The organism is Desulfovibrio sp. JC022 (assembly GCF_010470665.1).
In the GTDB taxonomy this organism is placed as follows: Bacteria; Desulfobacterota; Desulfovibrionia; order Desulfovibrionales; family Desulfovibrionaceae; genus Maridesulfovibrio.
In genome coordinates, this window is record NZ_VOPZ01000003.1 from 307841 (window position 1) to 322607 (window position 14767).

General features: G+C 50.0%; 15 protein-coding genes. 14 read left to right on the forward strand and 1 reads right to left on the reverse strand.

Translation table 11 applies throughout. The annotated features are described in order from the left end of the window. Positions 1–26: 26 nt before the first annotated feature. Positions 27–1037: a TIGR01212 family radical SAM protein gene (locus FMS18_RS06555; RefSeq protein ID WP_163292942.1), complete on the reverse strand. Its 1011-nt coding sequence runs from the start codon at positions 1035–1037 to the stop codon at positions 27–29. Positions 1038–1269: 232 nt separating this feature from the next. Here FMS18_RS06555 and FMS18_RS06560 point away from each other — a divergent pair, with 232 nt between their 5' ends. From FMS18_RS06560 to glmU, 14 genes are all read left to right on the forward strand, one after another. Further along, positions 1270–2310, forward strand: a complete 1041-nt coding sequence (locus tag FMS18_RS06560) for a rod shape-determining protein (RefSeq protein ID WP_163292943.1) — start codon at positions 1270–1272, stop codon at positions 2308–2310. Positions 2311–2529: 219 nt separating this feature from the next. Next, complete coding sequence (mreC, locus tag FMS18_RS06565) at positions 2530–3417, forward strand: rod shape-determining protein MreC (protein ID WP_163292944.1); 888 nt, start codon at positions 2530–2532, stop codon at positions 3415–3417. Between the two features lie 3 nt (positions 3418–3420). Continuing rightward, positions 3421–3882: a hypothetical protein gene (locus FMS18_RS06570; RefSeq protein ID WP_163292945.1), complete on the forward strand. Its 462-nt coding sequence runs from the start codon at positions 3421–3423 to the stop codon at positions 3880–3882. Further along, positions 3869–5665 (forward strand): penicillin-binding protein 2, encoded by a 1797-nt coding sequence (mrdA, locus tag FMS18_RS06575; protein ID WP_163292946.1) that lies wholly within the window; start codon positions 3869–3871, stop codon positions 5663–5665. Before FMS18_RS06570 ends, mrdA begins: the two co-directional genes overlap by 14 nt. Continuing rightward, the gene (rodA, locus tag FMS18_RS06580; RefSeq protein ID WP_163292947.1) at positions 5665–6780 is read left to right on the forward strand and encodes a rod shape-determining protein RodA; all 1116 of its coding nucleotides are present in this window, start codon (positions 5665–5667) and stop codon (positions 6778–6780) included. Before mrdA ends, rodA begins: the two co-directional genes overlap by 1 nt. A gap of 50 nt (positions 6781–6830) precedes the next feature. After that, positions 6831–7199: a polymer-forming cytoskeletal protein gene (locus tag FMS18_RS06585; RefSeq protein ID WP_163292948.1), complete on the forward strand. Its 369-nt coding sequence runs from the start codon at positions 6831–6833 to the stop codon at positions 7197–7199. Between the two features lie 142 nt (positions 7200–7341). Continuing rightward, complete coding sequence (locus FMS18_RS06590) at positions 7342–7758, forward strand: ATP synthase F0 subunit B (protein WP_163292949.1); 417 nt, start codon at positions 7342–7344, stop codon at positions 7756–7758. A gap of 45 nt (positions 7759–7803) precedes the next feature. Then, positions 7804–8358 carry a F0F1 ATP synthase subunit B gene (gene atpF / locus FMS18_RS06595; protein WP_163293064.1) on the forward strand — a complete coding sequence of 185 codons (555 nt, stop codon included), beginning with the start codon at positions 7804–7806 and terminating at the stop codon, positions 8356–8358. Continuing rightward, positions 8358–8909: a F0F1 ATP synthase subunit delta gene (locus tag FMS18_RS06600; RefSeq protein WP_163292950.1), complete on the forward strand. Its 552-nt coding sequence runs from the start codon at positions 8358–8360 to the stop codon at positions 8907–8909. The genes atpF and FMS18_RS06600 overlap by 1 nt, the downstream gene beginning before the upstream one ends. Before the next feature lie 4 nt (positions 8910–8913). Beyond that, on the forward strand, positions 8914–10422 hold the full coding sequence (gene atpA / locus FMS18_RS06605; protein WP_163292951.1) for a F0F1 ATP synthase subunit alpha: 1509 nt from the start codon (positions 8914–8916) through the stop codon (positions 10420–10422). A gap of 15 nt (positions 10423–10437) precedes the next feature. Continuing rightward, positions 10438–11316 (forward strand): F0F1 ATP synthase subunit gamma, encoded by an 879-nt coding sequence (locus FMS18_RS06610; RefSeq protein ID WP_163292952.1) that lies wholly within the window; start codon positions 10438–10440, stop codon positions 11314–11316. A gap of 17 nt (positions 11317–11333) precedes the next feature. Beyond that, positions 11334–12737, forward strand: coding sequence for a F0F1 ATP synthase subunit beta (gene atpD / locus FMS18_RS06615; RefSeq protein ID WP_163292953.1), 1404 nt, complete (start codon positions 11334–11336; stop codon positions 12735–12737). Positions 12738–12751: 14 nt separating this feature from the next. Beyond that, positions 12752–13180: a F0F1 ATP synthase subunit epsilon gene (locus FMS18_RS06620; RefSeq protein WP_163292954.1), complete on the forward strand. Its 429-nt coding sequence runs from the start codon at positions 12752–12754 to the stop codon at positions 13178–13180. Between the two features lie 200 nt (positions 13181–13380). Then, the gene (gene glmU, locus FMS18_RS06625) at positions 13381–14763 is read left to right on the forward strand and encodes a bifunctional UDP-N-acetylglucosamine diphosphorylase/glucosamine-1-phosphate N-acetyltransferase GlmU (protein ID WP_163292955.1); all 1383 of its coding nucleotides are present in this window, start codon (positions 13381–13383) and stop codon (positions 14761–14763) included. The last annotated feature ends 4 nt before the right edge of the window (positions 14764–14767 follow it).

The window sequence follows — 14767 nt, forward strand, 5'->3', positions numbered from 1 at the left end:
TGGCCGCCTCTAATCCAAAGGACGTCTTAGCGCGCTACTTGCGAAGTATAACTAAAACTTCTTTTCTCTCCTTCTCCAGCCGCCGGAGGCATTCCCTCCGGTCCATACCACAGCGGCGGTTCATCCGGTGCATCGGGCCGCGCACATCCCTGCCAGATGCCTTTTGCCTTCATGTCTTTTTCAATCTCATTAAGAACCTTGCGTTTCATGCGCACCCATTCAGGAGCGACCAATCCTCCGGGAATTGCGTCTGCTTTGAGGCGATGGATGACAATGTCGGTCCGCAAAATGGAAATAGCTTTGACCAGTGCGTCGATATATTCATCCTGCTCAATGGGCGTATACTCCCCGGCATCATAAATCTTTTTAAGCGGAGTTCCTTTGCCCACAAAAAGATTGTGAAATTTAATCCCGGCAATGGGCAGTCCATTGAGGAAGCGGACTGATTCAAGAAAGTCCTCAGTTGATTCTCCGGGCAACCCGGCGATTAAGTGGGCGCAGACATCCAGACCGTGCGCATGGGCCATTTTAACGGCCTCAGCAAATTGTTCGGCAGTATGACCTCGGTTAATGCGCTCAAGGGTTACGTTGTTGGAAGTCTGCAAGCCGAGGTCGAGCCATGTTTCTTTGAGTCCAAGATCTTTTATTAAAGCAAGCTTGTCATCATCAAGGCAGTCCGGGCGGGTGCCGATGCAGATTCCGGCAAGACCGGGCAGCCCATCAAGCTGGTCCAGAGCGCATTTCAACTCTTCATGACTGCAATAAGTGTTGGAATAGGATTGCAGGTAGGCGAGATAACGTTTGGCTGTGTAAAGTTTGGAAAGTTTTTCCTGCCAGTGGGCCCATTGTTCGGGGATGGACATGGAAAGATCGTGCATGCCGGAGCCGGAACCTTGCGGGCTGCAAAAAATGCATCCCTTGCGGGAAATGGAACCGTCCCGGTTGGGACAGGTGAATCCGAAATCAAGTGGAATTTTCTGGACCCTTTCTCCGAAACTTTGTCTCAGCCTGGCGGCCAGACCGTAAAAACGGTACATAAATGTTCCTTTTTAAAACTACTTAGGCTTGTTCTTTGCCGGTTTAAGAAAAAAAGTTGTTTTTACAGCTTGTTAATGACGGCTCCCAAGAGCTGAACGAAGTGCTGTAATGTGTTGCCTGCCACACTTTCTTCTGCTAGTTAACTCCTAGGATTTTCTTTTGATAGACGTGAAGTCCGCCTCCTTTGAGGTGTTTTCAGAATCACATTTTTTTTGGAGTTTCCAGTTTAATATGGCATCGATTTTCGACAAGATACTCGGTTCGTTTTCCAGTGACCTTGCAATCGACCTTGGTACAGCTAACACACTGGTTTATGTAAAAGGTAAAGGCGTCATGCTCAGCGAACCTTCTGTGGTCGCTGTCAAAAGAGACGTTAACGGCGGCAGCAAGGTTCTCGCCGTTGGGTTGGAAGCCAAGAGGATGCTTGGTCGAACTCCCGGTAACATAGTGGCTATCAGACCCATGAAAGACGGCGTTATCGCTGACTTTGAGGTTACTGAAGCCATGTTGCGCCATTTCATTTCAAAAGTCCATAACAGCCGCAGATTGGTCCGTCCCCGGATCATGATCTGTGTGCCCACCGGGATTACCCAGGTGGAAAAAAGGGCGGTCAAAGAAAGTGCCCAGTCCGCAGGTGCCCGTGAGGTCTACCTCATTGAGGAGCCCATGGCAGCAGCCATCGGTGCCAACCTGCCCATTACCGAGCCAACCTCCAATATGGTTGTAGACATCGGCGGCGGCACTTCCGAAATCGCGGTCATTTCCCTTTCCGGTATTGTTTACGCCCGTTCCGTACGCGTGGGCGGCGACAAAATGGATGAAGCCATTATGCAGCATGTAAAACGCAAGTACTCCATGCTCATCGGTGAATCCACCGCCGAATCCATCAAAATCAAGATCGGTTCCGCTTTCCCGCTGGAAGAAGAGATTGAGATGGAAGTTAAGGGCCGTGATCTCGTGACCGGTATTCCCCAGAATATTCTGATCACTTCCGAAGAGATCAGGAAAGCAATTTCCGAACAGGTGGATTCTATTGTTCAGGGTGTTCGTGTGGCCCTTGAACAGACCCCGCCTGAACTTGCAGCCGACATCGTTGACCGGGGCATTGTGCTCACTGGTGGCGGAGCACTGCTCAAGGGACTTGACCAGCTTCTAAGTCAGGAAACACATCTGCCCATCACCGTGGTTGATTTGCCCCTTGATGCTGTTGTTGTCGGCTCTGGTAGAGCTTTAGATGAGATACACATCTATAAAGACGTAACTATTGATTAATATCCGCTTCTTTTGCCGCGGATGGGATCGAGTGCACCAGTTACGGCTGAGGGCATAGTTTTTTGCGGATTTTATCTGCAAAAAGCTATGTCCTCAGAAATTGACCGCACCCGGATTTGAGATTGATTTCAACAATCCCTGTCCGGACTTCCGTCTTTCTGGTTATAGCTTTTTTCTAATTGTTTTTTAATCTCTGCTTTCATTTACAGAGGATTAAGTGTGAAGCTTAAGCGCGCCGCTATAGCCGTCATTATTGGCCTGTTTGTCTACCTCAGTCTCTATTCGTGGAATTTGAGGTCAGGACAACTGGACCGTCTGGCCGGATTTACCGGTCTTGAAATCGTCAAGTGGGTTTTGTGGCCCTGTGAATATGTGCATGACCAGTCTGTGGAATTCTGGGACAAGTATGTTTATCTTGTGGGCTTGAAACAGCTCAATGATCAGCTTAGTTCCCAGAATGATTTGATGCGTCTTGAGATCATGAAGCTACGCGAAAAAGCCGCTGAGGCTGAGCGCTACCAGCATCTGCTTGAGATTAAGCCCATTAAGGGTTGGAAAACAGACGGAACCCGCATAATTGCCCATCGCATGGGGCCGACTGCCGCCCTTGATTCAATCATTATCAATAAAGGTGTGCTTTCCGGCGTTGCTACCGATACACCGGTCATGACGTCTTTAGGTATTGTAGGCCGAGTTGTGGAGCCGGGGCTAAGTGCATCCAAGGCCATGCTGCTTACCGATCTCAACAGTAGGATTTCCGTTCGTGGGCAGATCCATCGTTCCACCGGGCTGCTGGTTGGTAACGGTGAGGCTGAGCCGCTCAGCGTAAAATATATGAAGCTCAACGCCCCGGTGGCTGAAGGGGAGATTCTGGTCACCTCCGGGCTTGCCGGGCTGTTCCCTCCGGGCTTGCCGGTGGCTAAAGTCGTTTCTGTTGAACGTTCTGATATTTCACTTTTCCTGAATGTGGAGGCGATGCCTTTAGTGGATATGGAGAATATTGAAGATGTTCTCCTGTTGCACCGGGGCATGGTTGATTCAAATTCCACAGCAGGGAACACCAATTCCACGGCTCAGACCGGAAATTCTACCACTGAAGGGAGTTAGGTCATGTATTCCGCTTTCTGGTGGGCCTGCTTCAGCTTTGCGGCAATCTGGGCACAGAAAATTGTGCCGGGAGTGGACTTTCTTGCTCCGGGATTGCTGCTTTGTATTCAGCTGGAAAAGAAATACCATATTATCTGGCTGATCATTATCTGGTCCCTTGTTCAGGACGGTATTGGCGGTCTTCCCTTCGGTTATTCCGTCCTCTGGTATTCTTCCATCCTTGTCTTGTATCGCTGTGGGGCGATGTTTTTCGATGTGCAGTCCATGATGTTCGCTCTGCTTTGCGGTTGTGTGCTTGGTGCGTTGCATCCTGTGCTGACCGGGATGATGTCTATGCTGGCGGATATGGTTTGGGTGCCGGACCGCTATATCTTTGAGGGCGTCCTGCAAGCCGCAATTTTCCCAGCCGAATGGCTCCTGCTGAAATATATCTATCCGGAAAGGTTTAAACATGAGCCTGTATGAATCCAAGACCCAGCAGCCGCCAAAGAACGGCCTGTTGCTCTTGCAGGGGCTTATTCTGCTCCTGTTCTGTATTTTTGCCCTGCGTTTCTGGTATTTGCAGATACATAAAGGCGAGTATTTTTCCGAGCAGGCCCGGAACAACCAGTTACGTCAGGATAATCTTTATGCCCCGCGCGGGTTGCTCAGGGATCGCAACGGTCAGCTGCTGGCGGTTAATGAACCGGCTTATGCTCTCGGTATTGTCCGTGAGGACTGCAAGGATCTCGACGCTACCCTGATAACCGTTTCTGAGTGGACCGGGGTAGATCTCGGCAAGCTGAAAAAAGTCTTCAAGAAATCCCGGCGTAGGGTCAAACCCTTTGAACCCCTTATTCTCGTTCCCAACCTTACTTTCGAACAGGTGGCAGTCATCGAAGCTAATTCGCTGCACTGGCCAGGTCTGGAGGTGGTGGTCCGTCCCCGGCGTAAATACTTGCAGGGGCCGCTTCTTTCACATGTTCTCGGATATGTGTCCGAAGTGGACGAAGCTGAACTTGAAAATGATTCTGATCTCGCTGTCGGCGATTATGTGGGTAAGCAGGGTCTTGAGTCTGTTCTGGAAAAAAGATTCCGGGGCATCAAGGGCCGCAGACAGAGTGAAGTGGACGCCACCGGACGCAGGCTTAAGCAACGTATCCTGAATCCACCCATTGCCGGAGAGGATATTGATCTTTCCATTGATCTTGGTTTGCAGGAACTGGGTGGCAAGTTGCTTGAGGGTAAAGCCGGAGCTGTGGTGGTCATGAATCCTGATAACGGCCAGATTCTGGCTTTCGTCAGTTCTCCTTCCTACGATAACAATGCTTTCACTGACGGGCTTTCCCAGAAGCAGTGGGTTGCATTGCGTGATGATCCCAGAACTCCTTTGCAGAACAGGGTGATCCAGTCTGTGTATCCGCCGGGATCGGTTTTCAAGATGACTGTTGCCGGGGCTGGGTTGCACTACGGAGTAATCACACCTGAAGATACGGTTTATTGTCCCGGTCATATGAAGCTGGGTAAATATGTCTTTCGTTGCTGGAAGAAAGGCGGTCACGGGGAAACCAACCTTGAAAAGTCGCTGGTGCAGTCCTGCGACGTCTATTATTACAAATTAGGTAAAAAGCTCGGTGTTGACAGGCTTAGTGAGTATGCCTTTGCCGCAGGGTTCGGCAAACCTACCGGTATTTCCCTGCCCCATGAAAAGGGTGGATTGATTCCGACCCGTAAATGGAAGCGCAGAAGGTTCGGTGAAATCTGGCATCCCGGTGAAAACCTGAATTTTTCCATCGGACAGGGGTATACCCTTGTTACTCCATTGCAGGTGGCTCGTTCCATTTCATCACTTATAAACGGCGGCAGGCTGCTTCGTCCGCAGCTTCTGGCCGGTGAACCCGCTGAAGAGCAGGGAGTAATTCCCCTTACAGACAGACAACGTGAAATAATTCGCAAGGCCATGATCGAAACAGTGGACGGTCCCCGTGGAACAGCGCGCAGGCTACGCATGAAAGGGGTGGTTGTCGGTGGTAAGACCGGTACAGCTCAGGTGGTTAAGCTCACAGATGAGCTGAAGAAAATGAAGGATGAGGACATCCCCTACAAGTATAGAGACCACGCATGGATGGCCAGTTTTGCGGAAAAAGATACCCAGCGTTACGTGGTGGTCTGCATGGTTGAACACGGGCTGCACGGCAGTTCCGGTGCAGGTCCGATTGTTAAAGCCATTTATGATCATATTTTCAAAGGCAAGAAGGGTAAGAAATAATGTCTCCCATTGACCGCAGACTACTTATTCATATGAACTGGTTCCTGCTGGGGCTGGCGGCCATGCTTTTCTTTGTGGGAGTGCTCAATCTTTATTCCGCCAGCGGATTCAGGCTTGAAGAAGGCATGAGTGTCAGCTCATTCTATCAGAAGCAGCTCATCTGGGGACTTATGGGTTTTGCCGGCATGATTACCTTCATGCTTTTCGATTACCGGCACTTGAGGACCATTGCATGGCCTCTCTTCTGGGTAACGGTTATTTTGCTGGCTTGTGTTCCGGTCATTGGTAAAACCATTTACGGTGCCCGGCGTTGGCTTGATCTGGGGTTCTTTAATTTTCAGCCCAGTGAAATGGCCAAGATTACCATTCTGGTCATCGGGGCCAAGATTCTTTCCCGCAGCAGTGATCCGCTTAATATTAAGAATTTAGCCTATGTAGTAGGGGTCGGGTTGATTCCGGCAGGTATGGTTATCACTCAGCCGGACCTTGGCTCCGGGCTTAATATCCTGCTCATTCTGGGAGGGATGATCCTTTATCGCGGACTGACGCCCAAGTTGTTTAAAACCTTGGCTCTTGTAGGCCCATGCCTTATTCCTATCGGCTGGTTTTTTCTGCACGATTACCAGAAGCGGCGTATTGTTTCATTCATGAATCCGGCCAGCGATCCGCTTGGCGCGGGATATCATATTATCCAATCGGAAATCGCTATCGGATCCGGGAGGGTCTGGGGCAAGGGGTTTCTGGGCGGAACACAGTCTCAGCTGCGTTTTCTGCCTGAAAAGCATACCGACTTTGCCATCGCGGTTTTCGGTGAAGAATGGGGCTTTGCCGGAGCCATGGCTCTGCTTAGTCTATTTTGCGTGTTTCTGTATCAAATGGTGGTCACTGCCAGAGAGGCAAAAGACCTGTTCGGAAGCTATCTTGCGGCAGGCGTATTCTTTTATTTCTTCTGGCAAATCCTTATCAATATGGGTATGGTCCTCGGGCTAATGCCGGTAGTAGGCATCCCTTTACCATTTATCAGCTACGGTGGCAGCGGCACTGTGGTCAATCTTTGTCTCGTGGGACTCGTTTTAAACGTTTCCATGAGACGTTACGTTTTTAAACAGGGGTAAGCCGTATGTTTGGATTTTCTAAAACCGGCTCTGGGGAAAAGGAGATAAAAATGGCAAAAGACGAAATAAATGCATTCTTAGGCAGTGGAACCGATTATCAGGGAAAGCTGAATTTTCAGGGTGCCGTACGTATTGACGGTAATTTTAACGGCGAAGTCGAATCAGAGGGTACTCTGGTCGTTGGCCGGGAAGCGAAGGTTGAAGGTGTTCTGCGGGTCGGTCAGCTTGTTCTGAGTGGCCGGGTAACCGGAGAGGTTTATGCCAGTGAAAAAGCTGTTCTGCACAAGACTGCTAATTTGCAGGGTAACCTGGTTACCCCGACTCTGGTTGTAGAGGAAGGAGCGGTTCTTGAAGGGCGTGTAACCATGAGTTCAAGCTCTGCTTCCGTGCCTGAAACAGAAACAGAAGAAATTAGTTAAAAAAATAACAAGCCAGTGTTGACGGGGCTTAATCGGCGAAAAGTAACCGATTCATTTTCAAAAACCCTTTGACACAAGCTTAGAATTTAGCTACACCGCAACTGACTTTGGACAAAAATTCACAACCTTTTCGGGAGCAGGCATGATTGATTTAGATATTAGCTTTTTTATCCAGTTAGCGAACTTCATCATCACCCTTCTTGTTCTCAACCTTCTCATGTTTCGTCCTATTCGTGAAATCATCAGGAGACGCGCGGAGCTCATGAGCGACCAGCTCTCCAAAGTTGAAAATTTCAACGGACAGGCTGAAAACAAGGTTAAGGATTACGAAGCTGCTCTGGACTCTGCCCGTAAAGAGGGAATGGAAATCCGGAACGACTTCAAAGAACAGGGAGCCGATCAGGAACAGACATTGCTCGCCGAGGCCGGAAAAGTCGCAGCCGTGACTATGAAGGAAGCTCGTGCGGAGGTTGCAGCTGACAAAGGTGCAGCAATGAAGGTTCTTGGTGGCGAAGTTGAAGCTTTTGCTCAGAAGGTTACAGCCAAGGTTCTTGGCTAGGCCTAATCAATATCGAAGGGGGGTTTAGCCTTGAAGCGGAAAAACATGATCATGGCAACAGCCGCTCTTTCCGTACTGCTGGCAGCAGGCGCAGCCTATGCAAGCGGTGGAGAAGGGGCGCACGAGATTCCCTGGGCAAACTTCGGTTGGCGTGTACTTAACTTGATCCTCGTTATTGGGATCCTTTATAAGTTTGCAGGCGAAAAAATCGCCTCTCTCTTCAAAGGACGCCAGGCAGGTATCAAACAGGAGCTTAGCGATCTGCAATCCCGCAAGGAAGCAGCAGAGAAAAAGCTCCGCGACGTCGAATCAAGTATTGCTAATCTGGAACAGGAAAAGGATTCCATCCTTTCCGAAGCCAGAACACAGGGCGAGGCCATGAAGGCGGCGATCATCCAGAAAGCCGAGCAGACTGCCGAGCAGATCAAAGCTCAGGCCACAGTCTCCGCAGAGCAGGAAGTAAATGTTGCCCTCGACGAAATGCGTGCTGAAATGGCTGATCAGGTCATTGAAGCAGCTGAGAAAATCGTCAAGAGCAAACTTACCAAAGCTCAGCACGAGACTCTGGTGGATGAATACTTAACAAAGGTGGTGCTCTAATGACCGGGAACATAGTCTCACGCAGATACGCCAAGGCGCTGTTCTCTGTTGGCCAGAAGCAGGGAGAGAATGACCTTGCGGCGTACGGTAAGGCACTGACCGAGTTGTCCCAGATACTGGAAGATTCCCCGGAGGCCCTGAGGCTCTTCCAGAATCCTGTTTTCAGTGCGGAAGAAAAGAAAGCCGTGCTTGAAAAACTGCTTGAGAAGACCTCGGCAGGACCTGTGGTTAAAAACTTTTGCAGCCTTCTGGCCGACAAAGGGCGTCTACCGGTTATTCCTGAGATCTCAAGTGACTTCGCAGGAATGCTGGACAACGTACAAGGTGTCGTCCGTGGCAAACTGGTGACTGCAATCAAGCTGACTGTTAAGCGTCAGAAAGAAATTAAAACCCGTCTTGAAGAACAACTGAAAAGCAAGCTCGAGCTCGATTTTGCTATGGATAAAGACATCCTCGGAGGTGTTGTTCTTCAGGTTGGCGATAAAGTTCTTGATGCAAGCATTCGCGCACAGCTGCAAATGATGAAAGAACAGATTAAAAGGGGTGTGTAGGGCCATGCAAATTAAAGCGGAAGAAATCAGCAAAATCATTGAAGATCAGATTCAGAATTATGAGTCTAAGGTCGAGATGAGCGAAACCGGTACCGTTCTCTATGTTGGTGACGGTATTGCTCGTGTTCATGGTGTTGAGAACGCAATGGCTATGGAACTCCTTGAGTTCCCCGGCGGCCTGATGGGCATGGTTCTCAACCTCGAAGAAGATAACGTCGGTGTTGCTCTTCTGGGTGACGATACCGGCATTAAAGAAGGTGACCCGGTAAAACGTACCGGCAAGCTCTTCTCCGTTCCCGTTGGATCGGCAGTTATGGGTCGCGTTGTGAACCCTCTCGGTCAGCCCATTGACGGTCTCGGACCCATTGAAGCAGAAGAAACTCGTCCCGTTGAGCTTAAAGCTCCCGGTATCATCGCACGTAAGTCCGTACATGAGCCCATGTACACCGGTCTGAAAGCGATTGATGCGATGACTCCCATCGGACGCGGTCAGCGTGAACTCGTAATTGGTGACCGTCAGGTCGGTAAAACTGCGATTTGTGTTGACGCTATTCTTGCTCAGAAAGATTCCGGTATCCACTGCTTCTACGTAGCTATCGGTCAGAAAAAAGCAGCAGTTGCTCTTGTTGCTGACATTCTGCGTAAGCACGGTGCAATGGAATACACCACAATCATTTCTGCAACAGCATCTGAACCTGCACCTTTGCAGTTTATTTCTGCATACACCGGTGCAACCATGGCTGAGTACTACCGTGACGGTGGTAAGCACGCCCTCATCGCATACGATGACCTTTCCAAACAGGCTGTTGCATACAGACAGATGTCTCTCCTGCTTCGTCGCCCTCCGGGACGTGAAGCATACCCCGGTGACGTTTTCTACCTGCACTCACGCCTTCTTGAGCGTTCCTGCAAAGTTAACGACAGCCTCGGCGCTGGTTCTCTGACAGCTCTGCCTATCATTGAAACTCAGGCCGGTGACGTATCCGCATACATTCCGACCAACGTTATCTCCATTACCGATGGTCAGGTTTACCTTGAGCCCAACCTCTTCAACTCCGGTATCCGTCCTGCTGTTAACGTAGGTCTGTCCGTATCCCGAGTTGGTGGTGCTGCTCAGATTAAAGCGATGAAACAGGTTGCCGGTACTCTGCGTCTTGACCTCGCACAGTATCGTGAACTGGCAGCTTTCGCAGCTTTCGGTTCCGACCTTGATAAGGCCACCCAGCAGAAGCTGAACCGCGGTGCACGCATGGTTGAGCTTCTTAAGCAGCCTCAGTACAAGCCCATGAACGTAATGCAGCAGGTTATCTCCCTGTACGCCGGTACTCGCGGCTACATGGATGAAGTTCCTGTTACCGCAGTACGTAAATATGAAGATGAACTTCAGGAATTTATCGCTAACGCGAAACCTGAAATCATTGAAGGCATCAAGACTAAAGGCGCTATTGACGATGATATCGAAGGCAAGCTGAAGGCCGCTCTGGAAGAGTTCAATAAAGGTTTCACAGCTTAATCCTGGGAGGTACTGATGGCTTCTCTTAAGGATGTCCAAAACCAAATCGTCAGTATTAAAAAGACTAAGCAGATTACCAAAGCCATGAACATGGTTGCGTCGGCAAAGCTGCGCGGTGCTCAGGATAGAATTGAGCGCTTCCGCCCCTACGCTGACAAATTCTATGAAATGCTCGGTGATCTGGCAGCAGGCGCGGACTCTTCAGTCCACCCTCTGCTCGAAGTCCACGAAGAGATCAAAAGTGTAGGTATTGTCCTTGCTACTTCTGATCGCGGACTTTGCGGTAGTTTTAATACGAATATGATAAATGCAGCTCTTAAACTGGCTGCAGAAAAGAAGGCTGAAGGTAAGGCTGTTAAGTTTTACTGCGTAGGTAAAAAAGGCGCTGCCGCCGTTAAGAAGACTGAGCACGAAATCATTGAAGCTTACAATGATGACATGGGCTCCTTCGACTTCAATCTGGCTGCATCCATCGGTAACAAAGTTATCGACGCCTACCTCGCTGAAGAGCTTGATGAGGTTTTCCTTGTCTTCGGTAAATTCGTAAGTGTCGCCAGCCAGCCCCCGACCACCCTCCAGATCCTGCCTATGTCTTCTGACGCAGTAGGTGAAGAAGCTGAGTCCGGCGCTAGCAGCGAGTACATTTATGAACCTTCCGTTGAAGGCCTTCTCGCGGAGCTGCTGCCCCGTTTTGTTAAGGTTCAGGTTTATCGCGGTCTGCTCGACACATCCACCAGTGAGCACGCTGCTCGCATGGCTGCCATGGATAACGCATCCAGAGCATGTGACGATATGACCCAAACTCTGACCTTGCTTTATAACAAAACCAGGCAGGCCGCTATTACCGCGGATCTTATGGACATTGTCGGCGGCGCAGAAGCGCTGAAAGGATAATATAGGGGGTTACTCTGATGAGTAAAGTTACAGGTAAAATTGTTCAGGTTATCGGCGCGGTTGTTGACGTCGAATTTCCTGAAGGGCAATTGCCCAACATTCTGACTGCGGTCGAGATTGATAACCCGAACAACACCGACGCACCTGACCTGGTGTGTGAGGTTGCACAGCACCTCGGTGACAACGTTGTTCGTACCATCGCTATGGACGCTACCGAAGGTCTCGTTCGCGGCATGGAAGTAGTAGCAATCGGCGAATCTATCTCCGTACCTGTCGGCGATGGCGTACTCGGTCGTATCCTTAACGTTGTTGGTCGTCCTGTTGATGAACTGGGCCCCATTGACGCTAAAGATTCCATGCCTATTCACCGCGCAGCTCCGGAATTCACCGAGCAGTCCACCAAAGTTGAACTGCTGGAAACCGGTATCAAAGTTGTTGACCTTCTCGTCCCCTTCCCCAAGGGTGGTAAGATGGGCCTCTTCGGCGGCGCAGGTGTTGGTAAAACCGTTATTCTGATGGAAATGATTAACAACATTGCGAAACAGCACGGTGGTAAATCTTGCTTCGCAGGTGTTGGTGAGCGTACCCGTGAAGGTAACGACCTCTACCATGAAATGAAAGACGCAGGCGTTCTTGAGAAGTCTGCTCTCGTATACGGCCAGATGAACGAACCTCCGGGAGCACGTGCTCGTGTTGCACTGACCGCTCTGACCATCGCTGAGTACTTCCGTGATGTAGAAGGTGAAGACGTTCTTCTCTTTGTTGATAACATCTTCCGCTTCACCCAGGCAGGTTCTGAGGTATCCGCACTTCTCGGTCGTATGCCTTCTGCTGTTGGTTACCAGCCTACTCTCGGTACTGACCTTGGTGGACTTCAGGAACGTATTACCTCCACCAACAAAGGTTCCATTACCTCTGTTCAGGCTGTTTACGTACCTGCGGATGACCTTACTGACCCCGCACCGGCAACCACCTTCTCTCACCTTGACGGTACTCTCGTTCTTTCCCGTCAGATTGCAGAGCTCGGTATTTACCCCGCGGTTGACCCTCTTGACTCCACCTCCCGTATCCTCGCTCCAGATGTTCTGGGTGCTGAGCACTACGCGACTGCTCGTGAAGTTCAGATGGTTCTGCAGAAATATAAAGACCTTCAGGACATCATCGCCATTCTCGGTATGGATGAACTGTCCGATGAAGATAAACAGACTGTTGCACGTGCTCGTCGCATCCAGCGTTTCCTCTCCCAGCCCTTCCACGTTGCTGAAGTTTTCACCGGTACCCCCGGCGTTTACGTAAAGCTCGAGGACACTGTTAAGGCTTTCAGAGGAATCCTCGACGGCGAATACGATGACATGGCTGAAAACTCTTTCTACATGGTTGGCGCAATCGAAGAAGCCATTGAAAAAGAGAAAAACAAATAGCATAGGACGCGATTATGGCTAGTAAGCTCCTTTTGGAAATCGTTACTCCTGATCGCAAGGTCCTTTCCCAGGAAGTCGACTATGTCGGCGCACCGGGGATTGAGGGTGAGTTTGGTATTATGGCCAATCACATACCCTTTCTTTCGGCTCTCGGCGTAGGTAACCTCTACTTTAAAGAAGGTAACCGCACTCACTACATCTTTGTTTCCGGCGGCTTTGCTGAAGTCGGAAGCAACAAAGTGACCATTCTCGCCGAAGTTGCTGAAAAGGCCGTTGAGATCGACATCGCTCGGGCTCAGAAAGCTCAGGATAAAGCGAAGGCTCGTTTGGCTAAAGCACAGGATCGCATTGAATCAGCTCGCGCACAGGCCTCTCTTCAGAGAGCACTTGCACGCTTGACCTGTAAAGATGCGGCGCAAAAGGCCGGGACTACCACTCACTAGAGCTTAGTTTCAGCCTCTAAAGCCCCATGGCTATCAGGGAGCAGACTGTTTAAACAGTCTGCTCCTTTTTTTGTTTAAATTGTTATATATCCCGTTGAAAAAGCGGTGAAATTAAATTCAGCAATTTTTTTTTACGCATTTACTCAAGTGCGGCAACCTGTTAACAAGTGGCGAGTAATAAATATTGGAGAATAGTTTATATGAATAATTCATTTGCTTGCGCCCTTGTGCTCGCCGGAGGCAAGGGTACTCGTATGCATTCGGACAGTCCCAAGGTGCTTAAAACTTTGCTGGGCGAATCCATGCTCTACTATGTATATAAGGCATTGAAACCATCTCTTGGTGATGATGTTTTCACTATCGTCGGTTTTGCTGCAAAGCAGGTTGAGAATGCTTTTCCGGACATGAAGGACCGTTTCGTGCTTCAGGCCGAGCAGCTTGGAACAGGCCATGCTTTGCAGATGGGCTGGGAGCGAATCAAAGCTGCCGGGGCTGAGTATTGTCTGGTTATCAATGGTGATACGCCGCTTATTCAGGAGCAGGTCGTTGCTGATTATCTTGCAGCGGTTAAAAAGGATGGTGCCGATCTTTCCTTCATGAGCATCACCCCGGATGAACCTGCTGCTTTCGGCAGGGTTATCCGTAATAATGATGGTCAGGTTACCGCTATTGTAGAAGCCAAGGATTATGATGAATCCGTCTATGGTCCGGCCAGTGGTGAAGTGAATGCCGGAATCTATTGTCTTAAAATTTCCGCTGTGGACAGACTGCTTAGCAAACTGACCAACAATAATAAGAGCGGGGAGTATTATATTACTGATCTTGTTGACCTTGCTGTGGAATGTGGCATGAACGTCACCGCAGTGAATGGAGGAAACTCCATAGATCTCATGGGGATCAACAGCCCGTATGAGCTTGCTCAGGCTGAGACGACCCTGCGTCTTAGAACAGCTGAAGAGCTGCTTAAGAGCGGAGTTACCCTGCATAATTGGGAATCAGTTGCAGTCGGACCCGGAGCTGTTATTGAACCGGGTGCTGAAATTACCGGTCCGTGCGAGATTTACGGCCGTTCCAGAATCGGTCGCGGCGCAGTGATTCAGTCGCATGTCCGCATTGTAGACAGCGTTGTCGAAGGCGGTGCAGTGATCAAGGCCTACAGTCATCTTGAAGAAGCGCAGGTCGCCTCTGGTTGTATGGTCGGTCCTTATGGAAGATTGCGGCCCGGTGCGGTCCTTGAAGAAGAATCCAAGGTCGGTAACTTCGTTGAAGTGAAAAAGGCTGTACTCGGCAAGGGCGCAAAGGCCAGCCATCTGACCTACCTCGGCGACAGTGAAATCGGCGCGGGAACCAATATCGGCGCAGGTACCATCACCTGCAATTACGATGGGGTGAACAAGCATAAGACTGTCATCGGCGAGGGCGCGTTCATCGGTAGCAACACTGCATTGGTGGCCCCGGTCACCATAGGTAAAGGTGCTTTGATAGGTGCCGGTTCCACCATCACCAAGAATGTAAAAGATGGAGATCTGGGCGTTGCAAGAGGCAAGCAGGTCAACATTTCCCGGACTTCTAAGAAGTCTTGATTTT